Origin of the sequence: Poseidonocella pacifica (genome assembly GCF_900111875.1) — a bacterium.
GTDB classification, from domain to species: domain Bacteria; phylum Pseudomonadota; class Alphaproteobacteria; order Rhodobacterales; family Rhodobacteraceae; genus Poseidonocella; species Poseidonocella pacifica.
The window spans coordinates 186,333-204,135 of the sequence record NZ_FOJU01000005.1 but is presented as its reverse complement, the minus strand read 5'-3'; the positions used below and the strand labels follow the sequence as shown (position 1 = coordinate 204,135).

The window sequence follows — 17,803 nt, the reverse complement described above, 5'->3', positions numbered from 1 at the left end:
CGGCCCGTCGATATTTCCCGGTGGAACATCCGCCCGAAGGGCCGACGCGCCGCTGTTGAGGGCGATATAGGCCCCCCGGCCCTAGACCGCAACCCCGAATCGCAGCGGCCCCGGCTCAGAGCCCGTGGTACTCCCTGAACCACTCGGCGAATTTTGCGACACCCTCTGGCACGGGCGTGCCCATCGCCACTCCCGTCAGATCCCGCAGAAGGGTCGTATCCGCCCAGGTCGCGGGCACATCGCCGGGCTGCATGTCCATCATGACCTTTTCGGCCTCCATCCCCAAGGTGGCTTCGAGCGACCCGATGAAATCCAGAAGCTGAACCGGTTCGGCATTGCCAATGTTGACGATCCGGTGCGGCGCGACAGGCGAGAGACTGTCCGCCTCCCCGACCGGTTGCCCCACCTTCGGGATGGCCTCCATCAGACGTTCTATTCCTTCGACCAGATCCTCCACATAGGTGAAATCGCGCCGCATATCGCCATGATTGAATACCCGGATAGGCTCCCCCCGCAGGATCGCATCCGCAAAGAGCGACGGCGCCATATCGGGCCGCCCCCACGTTCCGTAGACGGTGAAGAAACGAAAGAACGTCATCGGAATATCGTAGAGGTGGGCATAGGAATGCCCCATCGCCTCGGTGGCCTTCTTGGTTGCCGCATAGAACGACATTGGCGTGTCGGCCTTGTCGGTCTCCTTGTAGGGCATCTGCGTATTCGCGCCATAGACCGAGCTTGTCGATGCAATCAACAAATGCCGGACAGGGACCGCCCGGACCGCTTCGAGCAGGGCAAAGGTGCCTTGCAGGTTTGCCGCCATATATGTCGCCGGGGCTTCGATCGAGTAGCGCACGCCCGCTTGCGCAGCGAGATGAACCACCATGTCCGGCCGTTCCTCGACAAGCATTCCTCGAAGCAATCCCGGGGCCTCGATACGCGCACGCCGCGCCTTGTAGCCCGTGTGGGCAGAGAGGCGATCCTCCCGCGCTTTCTTCAGGGCGACATCGTAGTAGTCGGTAAGCGCATCGACGCCAATCACCTCATGCCCGGCGGACAAGAGCCGCAGCGACAGGTGATACCCGACGAAACCCGCAGAACCCGTGACTAGTACCTTCATCCGTCGCCCCCCGGCAATTCAATCCCGAGCTCCGTTGCTCGCCGCTCCAGAAAGCTTCCGCGCTCGATCCGTTCGAGCCATCCGTTCTTTCGCAAATTCGTTCCCCAAAGATGAATTCCGCAGGTCGTATCAGAGGCTATCGCCTGTTGCACCTCGTCATAGAGGCGGGCCTTGACCGTGAAGCGGTGCCGCGTTGAGGGCAAGGGTAGGAACTGCGCCACAGGGCCGACCTCGTCAAGCCCGCCATGGTGCCGGAGCGCATAGCGCAGCAATTTCGGACCCAGCGAGGGAAACGGCAATTCGGTCACCGGAACCGGCCGCCCCACTGCCTGCGCGTCGATGAGCTTGCGTTTCATCTGTGGCATAACCCACGGCGGTACCGGAGCGGGATCCTTGACGAAATCAAGTGCGAACTCCAAAGCCGCGCTGTCGTCGGGCAACCTGAGAACCGCGTTGCTCACTTCCGTGTCCGTCTGCCGCGCGCAGAGAAACCCGTTTATGGGCTGAAAGGGCCGAAGACAGAATTCGTCCGTATCGGCCCAGATCATCGCGGTTTTCTTCATCAGATGCAAACGAAAGATATCCGCATGCATCGCGGGTGAGCCATTGCGGTGAATGAGGATATCATCGTTTGGATAGATTTCCCTCGCATCCCGCACATCCACACCCGCCGGGACATGGCCGACGGGAAAATAGTGGAACAGCGTAGCGCTATGCCCCGCCGCCAGAAACGACGTCATACACAGCCGATCAAGAAAGCCGAGCGGCCCTCCGATCCAGAGGAATGCGATCTCCCGCAGGGCTTCGGTCATTGACGTATTCGGCGCACGACGCTGCGCGCGACGGCCTTGAGCGGCTCGCTTTCACCCTGCTGGGCGAAGTGATTTTCGAGCGCCTTCAAAACCGCCTCCCCTCCCCAGATCTTGCGCAACGAGACTCCGTCCCGCGCCCGAACCTGCCTGACGAAGCGGCGCGCGGGTCGTCTGCTGAAATCGAGAAAAGGCAGATTCATCTTGAACACCAACAGGGTATAGATCGACTGGTCGTGCCGGTGCTCCACAAATCCCGGATCGTTGGGCAGGTCGAGGACATTTTCATCGTCTGAGACGATGCGCCGATCCTCGTTGAACCGCTGCCATTGATCGAGCAATGCATAAGCCGCCGGGCTTTGGGTCCAGGCGCTCCACCCGACCTGAATTTGATGAGCGGTATGAAACTCCGGCTCGTCCCCCTCCATGAGGGAGAAGGCATCGCCTTTGGTCCAATCCCCGTTTGGGGCGTTGTAAAGCTGCATGCCCGCGATCATCCCCTCAGGAACCAACCGCGCCAATTGCGCGAGGCGGTCGGGGCGCGGAAACGGTACCGTGATCTTACGTTTGCCCGCGTCACTATAGAGCAAGACATCCTCAGGCCCGATCTGATCCAGCGCGCGGCGGATCACCCATGGCTTCCAGACCCAGTAACCTGCCCCCCTTGGCTCCCGAAGCAACTCCGCGTTGCGGGCCTCGAACGATGTCCCTGCATATACATCGGACGAGAGCGCATGGGCGTGATCCACTCCTCCCGCCAATGCCGCGTCACGCAGCGCGGACGCATTGGCGAAAAAATCCCGCCCGGCGCGCGTCGACCGGTTTCCGAAGGTAACGAGGTGCAGCTTCATCCCGCCGGGTCCGCGATGTCAAAGGCGGCCAAAAAGCGAGTTCTGACGGCAGGGCGCTCAGGCGGTGGCAGCTGTTTCATCAGTTGCCACAGGACGTAGAAAGGGGGGGCCTGTATGGCACACAAGCGCGCGAGGGCGTCGGCGCGGCGACCCCGACCAATATCCCGCGCTGCGGAAAAAGCGTGGAAGGCAGGGTGATCCGACAACTTGAGCGCAATACTCAAAGGCTCATCGGCAGCCGCCTCATCCCCCCGCGCCAGCGCGCATTGCGCCAGCCGTTTCATCAGCAGCGCGCGCTCCGGCGGCTCAAGCGCTTCGCCGGCTTCTGCCAAAGCTGCCTCCATTTCGGGGCCAATGCCACCGGGGCGCGAAAGCGCCACTAGTGATTGCGCCATCGGGCCATGCGCGGGCAACGATTGCATCGTCGCGAGAGCAAAGGGCGGAAGGGTCGTGCGACCTTGAAAAAACAGATCGCCCCAATCCAGTGTCATGGCCATCTGCCAGTTCAGCGGCCGAGCGCCATCCAGAAAACGCGTCTCCAGGGCCGGAAGCTGGGCCGTGAGGGCAGGAATCCCGCGGGGAAGGCGCTGTTGCTCGTCGTAAGGCAAAAGGGTCGTCGGCGGACAGTCGTACCCCCCCGCGCCAAGCGGCGCAGCAAGGCGCCGCGCGAGCAGGTCAAGCGGGCCGAGGCGATGCTGGAGAAAGATCAGCCGGGCGAGCGATCGGACTGCGTCTCCTTCCGCCTCCGCGCCCGCGAAACCGATTGCAGCCAGCGCCTCATCTCGGACGACATGCTTTACCGATGCGGCCTTGGCGAACTGGGTCGGGCGAACGGGCCGGTTGCGCCGTGCGGCCGCCGCCACCTGCAGGAGCAACGCGTCGTTCCCCGCCGCGATCGCGTCCGGCACGAGGCCACGGGTCAGATGGGGCACGTCATGCCCCGCCTCAACAACCCCGACCTGCAATGCGCGGGCCTCCTCAATGTGCCCGTTCGCCTCCAACACATCCATCGCGCCGTGCGCCGCCTGCCCATAGTCCTCAAGGGTGAGAAAGGCCTGTGGCCCGGTGCGGACGCGCTCCAACATCCGCGTTTCGGCGGTTTGCCGCAGGGCCTCGGGCATATCATCCGGCAAGGCACACTTTCGCGCCCCACCCATCAAGGCCGCCGCCGAGGAGAACGCGCTCGTCGCGGCGGCCAGCACCAAATCGCACCGCGCAATTGCCAGAAGTTCGACAACGTCGCGCTGCGCAGCGGAAAGAGAGGGGTCGAGCGCGGATGCGGCAGCAACGACACCGTGGCGCTCCGCGAAGCGTTGCGCTGTGGCAGGGGTGTCGGTGAACAGCAGGTAAGGCGCCGTGGGGTCCGCTTCGATCATCACGTCGTAATATTCGTCCGCGACATACTTTTGCGGCCAATACCGCCGCGACCACCGGCCCGGTTCGATCAGATCCCCTCGGCGTACGTGCAGCGCCACAGCGCGATCGCCCTCTTCTGGCACGAGCGCATCGACAGCATCCCGGATCCTCTTTGAAAAGGGCAGTTTCCGGCTGGTCTCTATAAAGGCCTGCGCGGCTGCGCGTTCTGTGGAACCGAAGGGCAAGGCCCCCGCAGCCGACTCCACAAGAAGCAGGCCGCCCGAGGCAATTTTTGCCGCATGCTCCGCCAAAGGCGTCTCAGCCAAGACAGGCACCGCACGGGATAACAACGCCTCGATTTCGTCTGGATCACGGACAAAATACTGTTCAACAAACTCGGGTGCGAAAAATTCCTCGGGCGCTGCAAGTTCTTGTGCATAGCGCCCGACAGGCCAGAGAATCCGCAAGGGTGCATCAACAAGTTCGGCCAACCGCATCGCATTGATCATGCTCCGCAGCCGCCCACCAAGCCGGTCCCTGCGAAAGGCAAGTATCGCGCCACGATCAGTCATCAAGCTCATCCCCTGCGGTAACCCCTCCGACAAGTTGGTACGACAGCAAATCCCCGATCTCCGCCGGATCGCGCACCAATGCCCGCACTCCCCGCAACGCGGCGGCAATCGCGGTGGCATCGTCCGGAACCTTCACGGAGCCGTGCTCAACCTCCACGAACCTGATCTGCGATCCCACCGGAGCCTGCGCGATACGAGGCAGATCGCTCGGATGGACGGTTCCTATCCGGGGATAACCCCCAATCGTCTGGCATTCCGCGAGCAGGACAAAGGGCGTGCCGTCACCCGTAATCTGAATGTCCCCGGGGATGATCACATCGGACACGACCTCAATGCGGTGCTCTGACCAAGGCCGCGCCCCCGCCCGCAGCTCTGTGGCTTGCCGATTGGTTCGCGGCCCGACGACAAAAGTCGCGCCCAGGATCGCGCGCCGGATTTCAGGGGGGAAAAGCGCTGTTTGCGGACCGGGAAGCACCCGCACCTCTCCACCTCCAAAACGACCATCCGTGGTAAGTGTTCGGGAGGGCTGTCGCAGGCCCCCGTCGGCTCCAACGGGAAGTATATCGCCGGCGACAAGACGGTCCCCAAGCCCCGGGTGCGCGCTGCGACTCCCCAAAATCTTGGGAGTTTCAATCCCTCCCGCCGGAGTGAGATAGCCGTAAACCCCTGCGCGCGCGCCACCGATGCGAAGCGACTGGCCCGGCAGGAGCAGGTGCGTGGCATTCCACGCCGCCGGCGTGTCATCGATCGTGGCGGTCATCGACGCGCCGGTGAGGGCGATACGGCAAGGCGTATCCGTGCGGAACGCCCCCCCCAAACCGGCCATCTCCACCGCCGCGGGCAGTTCGCGCAAGCCCAAAAGCGCCGCAGCCTCGATCAACGCTTGTCGATCCGCAGTCCCACCGCGCGAGATGCCCAACGCCATGCACCCCGGCCGCCCGCCATCCTGCACCGAGACTTGTGGCCCAACGGTGTCGAGGTACAAAGTCATGACCGCTCGACAAGCTTTGCGCCGCCGAGGCCGGAATGATCACGCTCCTCGATCCCCGCCAGTGTCGCCCCATCCACCCGAATAAATCGCACAGCATCGCCCGTGCGCAGGGCAACCGGGTCATCCCGATCCCCTTGAAACGGCCGAAACGCAGTCCTCCCGATCTGTTTCCAGCCGGTCGGCGAAGGATTGGCGAAAAGCACGAGTTGGCGCAACGCGGTGACAAGGGCCCCTGCGGGAACTTCCGTCAATTCGCGCCGGCGCGGTTGGTCCCACGCGGGCGGAAGGAGGCCAAGGTAGGGTTGTCCGGGAGCGAAACCGATGGCGAGCACACGCACCTCCGTCGCCAGTACTTCAGCTATCGCCGCGTCCGGCGTCTGGCTCGTGGCCCGTGCGACCGCGCCAAGTTCCGGCGCATCGGCGGCTTCGAACGAGCAAGGTATCTCCCAGCAACGCTTGGCCGGGGGACGTCCGCGCGAATACCAGTCATCTGTTTCCAGAAGATCCGAGACATCCTTCCCGAATGCCTCGCCACGTGCAGGATCATACCGAAGATAGACCGAGGCGAGCGCGGGAACCACCTCCAACAACCCCGGAACATTGGCCACACGGGCCGCTTCTGCGAACCCCAGAACGGCGTCATTCGCCGCCTCAGAGAGGTGAAGTGCGAAACGAACGACAAGGCCGTCATGTCCAAGCGGAAGTACTTCGGGCCCCCGATCCGACATCTTGGTGCTCAGTCTTGTTTGCGGGCAAAGAGCGACATGATCCCGCCGTAGCGCCCCTTTGCCTTGCGTTGCTCGGAAACAACCAGATTAAAGAGCGCCCGATAGGCCTTGCTCGTCTCGACAAGCTCCTCATGGGGTCCAAACGCCACGAGCTTCCCGTCTTTCATCACCATGATCCGGTCAACCCATTCAAGAGTAGAGGGCCGGTGCGTAATAAACAGGATCGTACTGTCGCTTTCCTGACCAAGGGTGGCCCCCATGATCGCCCGCTCGTTTTCCCCGTCGAGCGCGCTGGTCGCTTCGTCGTAGATATAGACTTTGGCTTTCTTGACGAGCGCACGGGCAATACCGACGCGCTGCTTCTGCCCACCCGAAAGCGACTGACCGTTGGGTCCGACCTGTGTATCGAGGCCCTGCACCATCTTGTTGGCAAATTCGGTCACTGCGGCACGATTTGCGGCATCCTGAATCTCTTCTTCGGTAGCACCTTGCCGACCGTCAGAAAGGTTGTCTCTCAACGAGCCTTCGAAGAGAAAGACATCCTGCGAGATCAGCGCCACATGGCGGCGCAACTCAGCCTCCGGAACATCCGTGATATCGACGCCACCGATCAGAATTCGCCCCGACGTCGGAGGATAAAAGCCCTGCACGAGGTCCACCAACGTCGTCTTGCCCGCCCCGGAGCGCCCGACAATCGCCACCCGCTCCCCGGGCTTTATCTCGGCTGAAACGTTGTGAAGCGCCGGCGTCTCGGCGTCGTATTCAAAGCTCACATTCTCGAAGGTGATCGAGGGCGTCGCATGTTCGAGCGAACCGGTGCCCCGGCTTTCGTCGGGCATTGCCTTGTCGAGCATGTCGAACATCGTTTCCACATGGATAATGCTCTTTTGCAACTCCACCATCGTCTTGGAAACCCGCTCCGCAGGCTGATAGGCGAGAAGAAACGCGGTAATGAAGGCGGTGAACTCCCCCGGTGTTTTCCCCTCTGTCGTGGTCTGCCAGCTTGCGTAGATCACGAAAAGACCGATGCAGATCCCGCCCAGAACCTCCATGAGTGGCACCGTGGCCGAGGTGGCGCGGGCAATCTCGAACAGGCGTTTCTCCAGCGCTTCGATCGCGTCTGAGAACCGCTTGTAAGTCTTCTCCTCAAGCCCATAGGACTTGACCGTCTTGATCCCGTGGATCGCCTCAATTCCGGCCGCGCCAATCGTTCCCTGCAACTCGGCCTGAGCCTGAGCAAGCTTACGAACGCGCAGCGTGAGCCGATTGACCAGCAGGAAGATGGCGGGAAACAGGATCGCCGTAATCAGCGACATCATCGGATCCTGCCAGATCATCACCCCCACCAGCGCGACAAGGGTCAGCATATCGGTCAAAAATTTGCTGGTAAGCGCAATGATGATCGTTCCCGCAGACGTCCCATAAAGACCGATCTTGGCCATGTGGCGCGGGGCGGAAAGACCCGCGAAATCCTGTACGCTCTGGCGCAGAACCTTGTGAAAAATCTTGCGCTGATAAAAGGCGGCGACGCGGCGCTTGATCTGTACTGAAAGGATCGAATTGCAATATTGCGCAATCCCCTTGCCCAGTGAAATTCCGATGACCAACACTGCGACCCACCGGGCCGCTACGGCATCGTCCGCCACAAAGACATCGTTGACGATAAGCTTGGTCGACCAGGCCAGCGCCCCGGTGAAGCCTGCGACCGCGATCATGCAGATCAGGGCCGACGCGAACAGTTTCCACCTATCGGGGACCACCTCCTTCACGAGACGGATGATGGATTGCCGCGCTGCGGGTTCGGCCAACCGGCGCTGAGAGTCAGTCAATTCGGACGATTTGGTCATGCGTCGGGCTTTTATACCACGTTTGCGCCGGGGACTATGGGTCTTGTTCCCGGCGGCGGAAATCAAATTGCTTCGGGTCCGGAATAGCGGGCATCCAGTCCGAGGGAGGGGATACGAGCGCGCGCCTCGGCAACTTGCTCGGGGTCGATCTCCACCATGATCACTCCCGGTGCCTCGCCCCCGTCGGCCAGAACCTCCCCCCAGGGAGAAACCGCAAGCGAATGGCCGTATGTGCTGCGTTCCCGCCCGTGCGTTGCGGAATGCACCCCGGTTTGTGCCGGTGCCAAGACGTAGCTGCCGGTTTCGATCGCGCGGGCCCGAAGCAGGCTTTCCCAATGTGCCACGCCGGTAACGGGGGAGAATGCCGATGGCACAGCAAGAACCTCTGCGCCGGCCTGCGCGAGCGTTCGGTACAACGCCGGAAACCGCACGTCGTAGCAAATCGTCATTCCGAGAGCGACGTCACCGGCCTGGGCCAATACCGCGCGTTCACCCGGGCGATATCCGGCGGATTCCCGATAAGTCTCCGTCTCTGAGACAGCCACATCGAACATGTGGATCTTGTCGTAGCGGGCAGCGATCATTCCGTCAGGTGCGATGAGAAAGGAGCGGTTTGCAAACCTGCCGTCCGCATCGTCGGTCTTGAGCGCAAGGGACCCGATCAGTAGCCAGATCCCATGGGCTGCCGCAGCTTCACGCAGCCCCGCCAGCGTCGCATCCTCATCCTCGGGGCGCAGTACGTCATTCTGATGCGCGCGGCTCGACGACAGGCAATTTGTAACCTCGGGGGTGAGGACGAACGTTGCCCCTTGGGATGCGGCCCTCACCACCAAGTCCCGCGTGACGGGTAGGTTGGCAAGGGGATCGTCGGTCACGTTGAGTTGCAGCAACGCCGCGCGCATTTTGCTCAGCCCGCCAGCAACACGTCGAGTTTCCCCGCGCGGTCCAGTGCAAAGAGATCATCGCAACCGCCCACATGGGTATCGCCGACGAAAATCTGCGGAACAGTGCGGCCACCATTGGCCCGTTGAATCATTTCAGGTTTGCGATCTGGGTTCGCCAGCACATCCACCTCGGAGAAGCTGACGCCCTTATCGGTCAACAGGCGCTTGGCCGCGTGGCAGAAACCGCAGAGCGGCGATGTGTAGATTTCGACAGTTTGCATTTCTAAGTCCCGGTCTGGTGTGTCCCGAACAACTTAGGCATCCGGGGCCGCCCTTGCCAGTGACAGAACGCATACCCGCGCCGCGCCGCCGTCAAGGCAAGCCTCGGTCGCAGCAGTGAAGGTCGCGCCGCTGGTAAAGACATCGTCCACCAAAAGTACATCGCGTCCGGCAATGCGGTGTCGCCTGCGCGGGTGCAGCCCGATCCCCTTGTGAAGCCGCGCGAACCGTTCCTCCTGATCCATCCCCTTGAGGGGCGGTGTTCGCCGGGGCCGAATGAGAAGGTCGGGGCAATGCGAAAGCCCGGTCGCGGCGGCGATCCCGTCGGCGAGGAGCGCGGATTGGTTGAAGCGCCGTTTCAACAGACGGGTCCAGTGCAAGGGGATCGGCGCAATGAGCATATTGTGCGACAATATCCCGCGTGCCGCCCGCGCCATCCAGAGCGCAGCGCTTCGGGCGATGTCATCGCGGTCGCCGTGCTTCATCTGCAAGACCAACACACGCGCTTTGTCCTGATAGGCCAGCGCTGCGCGGCCGGCACTCCACGGCCTGGGCGTCGCATGGCATGCCTCGCAGGTGATCTCGTCTGCGCGCTCGCCCGGCCCGGCGCCTCCGGCAACCGCGACCCCGCAAAAATTGCACACCGCTCCTTCGATGAAGGGTGTCTCACTCCAGCAGGCGCTGCACAGGCCAAAATCGCTTTCGACAAGTGTCCCGCAACCCAGACACCGCGGCGGATAAACTGCACGTAAAGCCGTTTGAAGCATTCTCGTAACCCACCTATGTTCGCATGCCATGAGTGACACGCCCCGCCTGACCGATTTGAACGCGCTGACCCGAAACAGGGCCCGCGCCAGCGAGACTTTCCTGCAGCGCGAGGCCCGCGCGGAGGTGGAAGATCGCCTCGCCTTGGTTAACAGGCGCTTTACGCAAGCCGCCGTGGTGAGCGGATTTCCACAGGTTTGGGCAGAGGTCGTACCCGGCGCGCGCATGGTGCAGGAGACGGAGCTTCTAGACCTCCAAGAGGGTGCCCACGACCTTGTCGTCCATGCGCTTGGCCTGCATTGGTCGGGGGACCCTGTCGGCCAACTCATCCAATGCCGGCGCGCCCTGCGTCCCGATGGGTTGCTTCTTGCTGGGCTTTTGGGGGGGAATACGCTGCACGAACTGCGAACCTGCCTCTCTGAAGCAGAAGTGCGTGTTACCGGGGGCCTGTCGCCCCGGGTCGCCCCCATGGCAGAGATCCGCGATCTCGGCGGGTTGCTACAACGTGCGGGGGCCGCGCTTCCCGTGGCGGACACCGTACCTCTGGACATTCGCTATAAAAGCGCGCTCCACCTCATGCGAGACCTGCGCGCCATGGGCGAAGCCAACGCGCTGGAGGCACGGCTCCGCAGACCAACGCGGCGCGCGGTCTTGCTGGAAGCGGCAAGGATCTACGAAGAGAACTACCCTCACCCAGAGGGGGGCATTCGTGCCACGTTCGAGATGATCTTCCTCTCCGGATGGGCGCCGGACGGGACTCAGCCACAGCCCTTGCGCCCCGGAAGTGCGACAAAGCGACTTTCGGAGGCCCTTGGCACCGAGGAAATACCATTGGGCGATTGACCCACGTCGGAGCTTGGCTATCTCCGAACCAACCGATGCGAGAAGGGAAAATCATGCCGGACGCCAAAGACGCCACCTGCCCCGCTCACGCCCCCGCCGATCACCCAAAGATCCCCCGGGAAAAAGTGGGCATTCTTCTCGCCAATCTCGGCACGCCGGACAACTACGGGTACTGGGCGATGCGGCGCTATCTGAACGAGTTTCTGTCGGACCAGCGCGTGATCGACTACCCCGCCTGGAAATGGCAACCGATCCTGCAACTCATTGTGCTGACCAAACGGCCCTTTACCTCCGGCGCGGCCTACAAATCGATCTGGAACGAGGCGGCGAACGAAAGCCCCCTCATGACCATCACCAAGGACCAGACCCACGCGCTCCGCACCACCTTGACGGAGGCTTATGGCGATCGGGTCATGGTCGATTACTGCATGCGCTACGGCAATCCCTCCACGCGGTCCAAGGTTCGCGCGATGGTGGATGCCGGCTGCACCAAGATCCTCTTCTTTCCGCTCTATCCGCACTATGCGGGTGCGACCACGGCCACTGCGAATGACCAGTTTTTCCGCGCCTTGATGAAGGAAACATGGCAGCCGACAGCGCGGGTGGTGGACCCCTACTTTGAGGAACCGCTCTACATCGAAGCTCTCGCGCAATCAGTCGAGCAAGCCTATGCCAAGATCCCCGAGCGTCCCGATATCCTGCTGTGCTCCTATCACGGCGTGCCGGAACGGTACCTGATGGAGGGCGACCCCTATCACTGTCAGTGCCAGAAAACGACGCGTCTGCTGAAGGAGCGGCTCGGCTGGGCGGATACCGAGATCAAAACGACCTTTCAATCGAAGTTCGGCCCCGAGGAATGGCTCAAGCCCTATACGGTCGAAGAGGTGGCACGCCTTGCCAGAGACGAGGGCAAGAAAAAGATCGCGGTTTGCGCTCCCGCCTTTTCCGCCGATTGCATCGAAACGCTCGAAGAGATCAATGAAGAGATCAAGGAGAGCTTTGAACATGCGGGCGGTGAGCAATTCACCTATGTCCCCTGCCTCAATGACAATCCGGCGCATATCGCGGCGCTGACCAAGGTGATTAAAGACAATCTGGGTGGCTGGCTGGAGTAGGCTTGCGCCGGGAAACCCCTACTCTACGCCGGTTTTTGCAGACACGAGTTGCCTTCGCTGCAAGAGTTCTTTTTGGTTCGTCCAAAACCATTCACCCCGCGAATTGCCCCCCCTAAATCAGGCCGGGGTTTTGCGTAGTCCCTTGTTGGGATGGACGTCCGCTTTTGGAAAAACCTTTGCCCGGATACTGAAGACAACAAAGAAAAAGGCGGTGGGTTTGCCCACCGCCTTTTCCATTTTTCACTGTCCCGATGACTAATTAGTCAGCGGAAACCGCTGCTGCAACGAGCGCGATCAGGATCAGGGGAACGATCAGACCGGCACCCGAAGAAGACGCTTCCGTCTCTTCAACGATGACCGGTGCTTCCATGACCGGCTCGGCCATGGAACCTGCAAATGCGTGCGTGCCGGCTACGGAAAGTGCGGCTGCGAGAGCGAGTTTCTTCATGCTATCCTCCAGATATTCGTCTTGCGTCTTTTCAATAACGACGCAAGACCGAAAGGCTTACCTCGTACAGGTGGTTATGGCGCGATTCCAAGCGAAAGCAAATGTAACTTGCGTCAACCTGCATCACGCCTGCGCGCTTGTCGTCAAATTAGCAACACCTGCGCTCCGTTATCCACCATCGCAAAAAGCTGAGCGATATGCTCGTTGTAGAGGCCGATGCAGCCGTTCGAGGACCGTCGCCCGATCTTGCGCGTGTCGTGCGTGCCGTGGATGCGGTAATATTTCCAATCAAGGTAAAGCGCATGTGTCCCCAGCGGGTTTTCCGGGCCGGGCGGCACGAAATCGGGCCATTCGGGGTTTCGCTGCTTCATCGCCGGTGTCGGTGCCCAGCTTGGGCCCTCGACCTTGCGGATCACGCTGGTACGTCCGCGGCGCGTAAGATCCTCGGTCGCCGGAACGGACGTTGGGTAAAGGCGATAGATGCTCTCATCCTCCGACCAGTAGTGCAGCGCCCGCGAGGTGATATCGACAAGAATCGCGCCGTTGTTCAACGAGTTGAAATAGGGTCGCCAGTCCAGGGTTCGGAAGCTGGAGATGTTGCGACGGACAGAACCGCCAAGGTCACGCTCCATTTCCACCGTGCCCGCGCCGTTCACGTCCTGCGCGATAAGCGGCGTTCCAAGGGCGGCGGCGCCGGCCCCGAGGAAACCCCGCCGGCTGAAGTCTGAAGTGCTGCGCACTGTCATTGTCTTGCTCCACGTCTGAAAAACAGAGATCAAGGTTGGATATATGGCGCGAATGCCGCTCCGGCAAATCAAACTGCTGCGATAGGGTCACATCTTACGATGTCATTTGATTCCCCGCCCTCCTCGGACTAGGTGTTTCGCCGCACATCATTACGGAGTTTCCGAGTATGCTGACCCGCCGACTGACGATCCTTTTCGTGGCCATGCTCGGCCTCGCCGCTTGTGCGACGACAACGCAACCGACCATCGGCCCGGATGGCAAGCCCCTGCCCCGCGTCTATCGCATCAGCTCTGGGAGCGAGGCAGAGATCCAGTACCGCATGCTGGACGCTGTCAACGCCCTCAGGGCGCAGACTGGTGGCGCCCCTCTGCAACTGAACGCCGAGCTCAATGCAGCGGCGGAGACACATTCCCGCGACATGGCCCGCCAGAACCGCCCTTGGCACTTTGGCTCCGACGGCTCCTCCCCGATCGACCGGGTACGCCGTGCGGGCTACAACGGGACCTTGGTGGGGGAAACCCTCTCGGAAACCTACGAGACCGAGTTGGAAACCCTCGCCGCATGGATGGAAGAGGAAGGTCCGCGGCGCGTGATCCTGGACCAACGCGCGACGGACATGGGCTTTGCCTGGCTGCAGGAGCAGAACGGCAAGATCTGGTGGACGCTCACGATTGGTGCCGCGGGATCGGGTTTTGGCCCGGTCGCAAGCGCCGATACGGACGATTTCACAGGACGGATTTCCTCCGTCCTGCAGTGACGATAGCTCAGGGATAGATGTCTACGGGCGTTCCGTCGCGAACCATGGCGTAGACCTCTTCCATTTCCTTGTCGGAAATCGCTATGCATCCCGCTGTCCAATCACGGCCTTTGCCCCGGTTGGCCGGCGTGGTGCCGTGGATGAAAATATCGCCGCCCGGCGATTTCCCCATGGCTCGCGCCGCGGCAACATCCGCCTCGTTTGGATATGAAATCCCGATGGACAGGTGGAAAGCGCTGTTGGGGTTGCGCCGATCGATCAGGTAGCGCCCCTCAGGGGTGCGCCCGTCGCCTTCGATCCGCTTGTGACCGCGCGGGGCAAAGCCAAGATCGACATCATGGGACGCAAGGACCTTGTCATGATGGAAGAGGTACATCTTCCGTTCGTTCTTGAATATGACGACCCGCGTGACCTCCGGGCCATCATACGTCTTGAATTTCGTGGCACAGCCCGAAAGCGTCAATCCAATGACGACGACGAGCATCCAACCAAGGATACGCATAAACCTGCTCACTTCTGCTCAATTTTTTTCTTTGCGTCATTAGTACCGCAAAGCGAATACGAGCAACAGTGTTTGTGCACTCAGACGGGTCGGGAAAACGCGGCGGCAAGCTCCACGTGCGGAGACCACCGAAACTGATCTACCACCACGATCCAATCGAGCGAATATCCAGCTTCGGTCAGAATACGCGCGTCTCGCGCAAATGTGCCGGGGTTGCAGGATACGGCCGCAACCCGAGGCACGCCAGCTTGGGCGAGTTCGCGGGTTTGCGATTCTGCTCCCGCACGCGGGGGATCAATGACAGCCGCCCCAAAGGCCGCAAGCTCCGAAGCTACCAGCGGATCACGAAAGAGATCGCGCACCTCTGTCGTCACTTTGCGCAGCCCATGGGCGTATCTCCAGCCCCCGTTGAGCGCTTCGAGCATGGGCGCCGCCGTCTCTACCGCGTGAACCTCGGCCCGCTCTGCCAATGGCAGTGAGAAGGTCCCGCAGCCTGCGAAAAGATCGACGATACGCCCGGCAGGACCAACCGCCTCACGGACGGCGGCAAGCAGCGCGGCCTCTCCCTGAGGTGTTGCCTGTAGGAATGCGCCGGGAGGCGGCGCGACATGGGCACGACCCATCGGTTGCGTCGGCGGGGACTGCATCGCGACCGTTTCGTCATCCCATGTCAGCCGGGCGATACCCACGCGCTGTGTGATCTGGCCCAGATCCATCCGCAGAGCGGCATCAAGCGGCTTGCCCCCCTCAACCGCCAGATCGAGGCCAATCTCCGAACTGGTGACCGTCACCCGCAACTCCCCCTTGCGGCTGCCACCGACCTGAACGAGTTCTTCGGCAATCTCGCGGCCCCGCAGCACGTCTGGCTGTACCAGCAGGCAACCGGGCACCTCGATAACGACGTCCGAGGCACGGGCATGAAAACCCGACAAGGCCGCCTTCTTGGTTCTTCGTGCAGAGAAGGTCGCCCGTCTGCGCGACTGCGGGGGGGATGTGTGCACGCCTCGAATTGGCGCTTCGAGACCTTGTGCCTTCAACGCGTGGCGGACTACATCCGCCTTCCACGTTTCGACAAATCCATCACTGGCGTGCTGGAGATGACAACCGCCGCAAGACTTGTAGTGGCGGCATGGCGCGGCGACCCGCTCTGCTGAGGGCTCAACGATCCGAATGTCGGACAACCGGTCGCCGGCAAGCTGTCCGGTGACATGCTCACCCGGCAGGGTTCGGGGGGCAAAGACGGGGCCTGCCGCGATTCCGTCGCCCTGATGGCCCAGCCGTTCGATCTCATAAATGCTCATGCGGCGGCCTCTAGCCTATTCTGCGGCATCCTGCACGCCGATAAAGCCGCCTGATTGGCGCTCCCAATATCGTGCGTAAAGCCCCCCTTGGGCGAGCAATTCGTCATGGGTTCCCTGTTCGACGATATGACCTGCCTCCATCACGATGATCCGGTCCATCTCGATCAGGGTCGAAAGCCGGTGCGCGATGGCGAGAACCGTCTTGCCGGCCATGATCTGGCGAAAGGCGTCCTGAATCTGGGCTTCAACTTCGCTGTCGAGGGCGCTGGTCGCCTCGTCGAGGATCAGGATCGGCGCGTCCTTGAGGATCGCACGCGCAAGCGCGATACGCTGCCTCTGCCCGCCAGAGAGCTTTACGCCCCGCTCGCCCAGATGCGCCTCATAGCCTTCGCGCCCCATGTGGTCTTCGAGCCCGAGAATGAAGTCATGCGCCTCGGCCTGCCGCGCGGCATCCTCAATCTCGGACAGGTCCGCGCCGGGGCGGCCATAGGCGATGTTGTCCAGCGCGGAGCGGTTGAACATCGCCGTTTCCTGCGTGACCATTCCAATCTGGCGTCGCAGGCTTTCCTGTGTGACATCCCGAATGTCCTGCCCATCGATCAGAACGCGGCCCGCCTCCACATCATAAAGCCGCAAAAGAACTGAAACGAGGGTGGATTTACCCGCGCCAGAGGCCCCTACGATCCCGACCTTTTCGCCTGCGGCGATGTCCAGATCGATATGCTCGATCCCGCCCGACCGGCGTCCATAGGCAAAGCCGACACCTTCAAGCGTGATCCGCCCTTCGGCCCTGTCCATCTCCTTCGCACCGGGCGCATCTCGAAGCGCCTGTTCCGGGGTGAGCGTGCGCATCCCGTCTTCCACCTCACCCAGGTTGGCATAGAGCCCCATGAGCGTGAATGAGACCCAGCCCGTCATCTGCGCCAGACGGAGCGAGACAGCACCGGTTGCCGCGATATCCCCGGCTGTGACCGTACCCGTCGACCAGAAGACGAGCGCCCCGCCCACGAGGATTACCGGCAGGATTCCGGCCAGTGCCATGAGCCAGAACCGGAAGGTGACCGAGACTTTCCCGAACTCCAGCTGTTTCTGCCGGAAGCTGTGCATCGCGTTGAGTGCCGCGCGATCCTCATGATCGGAATGGGCAAAGAGCTTCACGGTCTTGATGTTGGTGACAGTATCCACCACCTGACCCGTCACCATGGCCCGAGCCGCTGCACGCGCCTTGGCCCGGGTTCGCACGCGCGGCAGGAAATACCGGATCATCCACAGATACCCGACAAGCCAGAGCATCAGGACAAGCGCGATCCGCCAGTCGATGGTGGTGAGCAACGCAGCGGACGAAATAACAGAGGCCAGCGCGAAAAGAACCGTGTGCAACACCTCGGTCACAACATCGGTCATGGCGCGCGCCGTCTGCATCTCCTTCTGCGCGATGCGGCCGGCAAAGTCGTCGTCAAAGAACTGCACCGAATGGCCGATGGTCCAGCGGTGCAGCCGCGACAGGACCATGTTGAAGATGTTTGGCGCGACGACGATCGTCTGGAAGAAAGAGAATATCCAGAAGATCAGCGGGCGCAGGATCACGAAAAACGCGGCGGCCCCCAGCAACAACCACCCCTTGTCGGCGAACAGGTCCTGCGCGTCTGCCGCAAGCGTGCCATCGACCACCCATCCCAAGACGAGCGCGGCCATGACCTCAACCGTGCCCGCGGCCACAGACGCGACGGCGGTAACCCACAAGATCGGCGCGCTGCCTTTCATTGCCCAGCGGAAGAACGCGACCAAGGTGCGCGGCGGAGGGCCCTCGGCCGGGGCGAATCCGTCGATCCAATTCGTGAGGCGTGTGGTCAGGGCGGAAAAACTCATGCCCTTTCATATATGCGTGCCG

At 61.8% G+C, this 17,803-nt stretch carries 18 protein-coding genes and 1 pseudogene; 3 read left to right on the top strand and 16 right to left on the bottom strand.

Annotation, left to right across the window (positions count from 1 at the left end; all coding sequences use genetic code 11):
• Positions 1–115: 115 nt before the first annotated feature.
• The 11 genes and pseudogenes from BM234_RS14715 to BM234_RS17805 form a co-directional block, all read right to left on the bottom strand.
• Entirely contained in the window at positions 116–1,117 is a 1,002-nt protein-coding gene (locus tag BM234_RS14715; protein WP_092066334.1) for an NAD-dependent epimerase/dehydratase family protein, read from the bottom strand.
• Positions 1,114–1,929 (bottom strand): glycosyltransferase family 32 protein, encoded by an 816-nt coding sequence (locus BM234_RS14710; RefSeq protein ID WP_092066332.1) that lies wholly within the window; start codon positions 1,927–1,929, stop codon positions 1,114–1,116. Before BM234_RS14710 ends, BM234_RS14715 begins: the two co-directional genes overlap by 4 nt.
• Positions 1,926–2,777, bottom strand: a complete 852-nt coding sequence (locus BM234_RS14705; protein ID WP_092066330.1) for a hypothetical protein — start codon at positions 2,775–2,777, stop codon at positions 1,926–1,928. Before BM234_RS14705 ends, BM234_RS14710 begins: the two co-directional genes overlap by 4 nt.
• A complete protein-coding gene (locus tag BM234_RS14700) occupies positions 2,774–4,705 on the bottom strand; it encodes a hypothetical protein (RefSeq protein WP_092066328.1) in 1,932 nt (643 codons plus the stop codon). Before BM234_RS14700 ends, BM234_RS14705 begins: the two co-directional genes overlap by 4 nt.
• Complete coding sequence (locus BM234_RS14695; protein WP_092066326.1) at positions 4,698–5,696, bottom strand: 5-oxoprolinase subunit C family protein; 999 nt, start codon at positions 5,694–5,696, stop codon at positions 4,698–4,700. The genes BM234_RS14700 and BM234_RS14695 overlap by 8 nt, the downstream gene beginning before the upstream one ends.
• A complete protein-coding gene (locus BM234_RS14690; protein WP_092066324.1) occupies positions 5,693–6,424 on the bottom strand; it encodes a 5-oxoprolinase subunit B family protein in 732 nt (243 codons plus the stop codon). Before BM234_RS14690 ends, BM234_RS14695 begins: the two co-directional genes overlap by 4 nt.
• Before the next feature lie 8 nt (positions 6,425–6,432).
• A complete protein-coding gene (locus tag BM234_RS14685) occupies positions 6,433–8,271 on the bottom strand; it encodes an ABC transporter ATP-binding protein (protein ID WP_092066322.1) in 1,839 nt (612 codons plus the stop codon).
• A gap of 62 nt (positions 8,272–8,333) precedes the next feature.
• Complete coding sequence (locus BM234_RS14680) at positions 8,334–9,173, bottom strand: carbon-nitrogen hydrolase family protein (RefSeq protein ID WP_092066320.1); 840 nt, start codon at positions 9,171–9,173, stop codon at positions 8,334–8,336.
• A gap of 5 nt (positions 9,174–9,178) precedes the next feature.
• Entirely contained in the window at positions 9,179–9,436 is a 258-nt protein-coding gene (gene grxC / locus BM234_RS14675; RefSeq protein ID WP_092066318.1) for a glutaredoxin 3, read from the bottom strand.
• A gap of 33 nt (positions 9,437–9,469) precedes the next feature.
• Positions 9,470–9,919, bottom strand: coding sequence for a ComF family protein (locus BM234_RS17810; protein ID WP_342714735.1), 450 nt, complete (start codon positions 9,917–9,919; stop codon positions 9,470–9,472).
• Positions 9,920–10,009: 90 nt separating this feature from the next.
• A pseudogene (locus BM234_RS17805) lies at positions 10,010–10,201 on the bottom strand (double zinc ribbon domain-containing protein); the annotation flags it as partial.
• Between the two features lie 28 nt (positions 10,202–10,229).
• Between BM234_RS17805 and BM234_RS14665 the strand changes: the two are divergent.
• On the top strand, positions 10,230–11,042 hold the full coding sequence (locus BM234_RS14665; RefSeq protein WP_092066314.1) for a methyltransferase domain-containing protein: 813 nt from the start codon (positions 10,230–10,232) through the stop codon (positions 11,040–11,042).
• Positions 11,043–11,095: 53 nt separating this feature from the next.
• Positions 11,096–12,157 carry a ferrochelatase gene (hemH, locus tag BM234_RS14660; protein ID WP_092066312.1) on the top strand — a complete coding sequence of 354 codons (1,062 nt, stop codon included), beginning with the start codon at positions 11,096–11,098 and terminating at the stop codon, positions 12,155–12,157.
• A 259-nt stretch (positions 12,158–12,416) separates the two neighbouring features.
• On the opposite strand, the gene BM234_RS14655 is transcribed toward hemH, so the two are convergent.
• Both BM234_RS14655 and BM234_RS14650 read right to left on the bottom strand, forming a co-directional pair.
• Complete coding sequence (locus tag BM234_RS14655; RefSeq protein ID WP_092066310.1) at positions 12,417–12,605, bottom strand: hypothetical protein; 189 nt, start codon at positions 12,603–12,605, stop codon at positions 12,417–12,419.
• Positions 12,606–12,748: 143 nt separating this feature from the next.
• A complete protein-coding gene (locus tag BM234_RS14650; protein ID WP_092066308.1) occupies positions 12,749–13,351 on the bottom strand; it encodes a L,D-transpeptidase in 603 nt (200 codons plus the stop codon).
• A gap of 167 nt (positions 13,352–13,518) precedes the next feature.
• On the opposite strand from BM234_RS14650, the gene dalA reads away from it, so the two are divergent.
• Positions 13,519–14,109 carry a divisome-associated lipoprotein DalA gene (dalA, locus tag BM234_RS14645; protein ID WP_092066306.1) on the top strand — a complete coding sequence of 197 codons (591 nt, stop codon included), beginning with the start codon at positions 13,519–13,521 and terminating at the stop codon, positions 14,107–14,109.
• Positions 14,110–14,116: 7 nt separating this feature from the next.
• Here dalA and BM234_RS14640 read toward each other — a convergent pair whose 3' ends face one another.
• From BM234_RS14640 to BM234_RS14630, 3 genes are all read right to left on the bottom strand, one after another.
• The gene (locus BM234_RS14640) at positions 14,117–14,611 is read right to left on the bottom strand and encodes a L,D-transpeptidase family protein (RefSeq protein WP_092066304.1); all 495 of its coding nucleotides are present in this window, start codon (positions 14,609–14,611) and stop codon (positions 14,117–14,119) included.
• Between the two features lie 80 nt (positions 14,612–14,691).
• The gene (locus BM234_RS14635; protein ID WP_092066302.1) at positions 14,692–15,912 is read right to left on the bottom strand and encodes a class I SAM-dependent RNA methyltransferase; all 1,221 of its coding nucleotides are present in this window, start codon (positions 15,910–15,912) and stop codon (positions 14,692–14,694) included.
• Between the two features lie 15 nt (positions 15,913–15,927).
• Positions 15,928–17,781 carry an ABC transporter ATP-binding protein gene (locus BM234_RS14630; protein ID WP_092066300.1) on the bottom strand — a complete coding sequence of 618 codons (1,854 nt, stop codon included), beginning with the start codon at positions 17,779–17,781 and terminating at the stop codon, positions 15,928–15,930.
• Positions 17,782–17,803 lie beyond the last annotated feature (22 nt).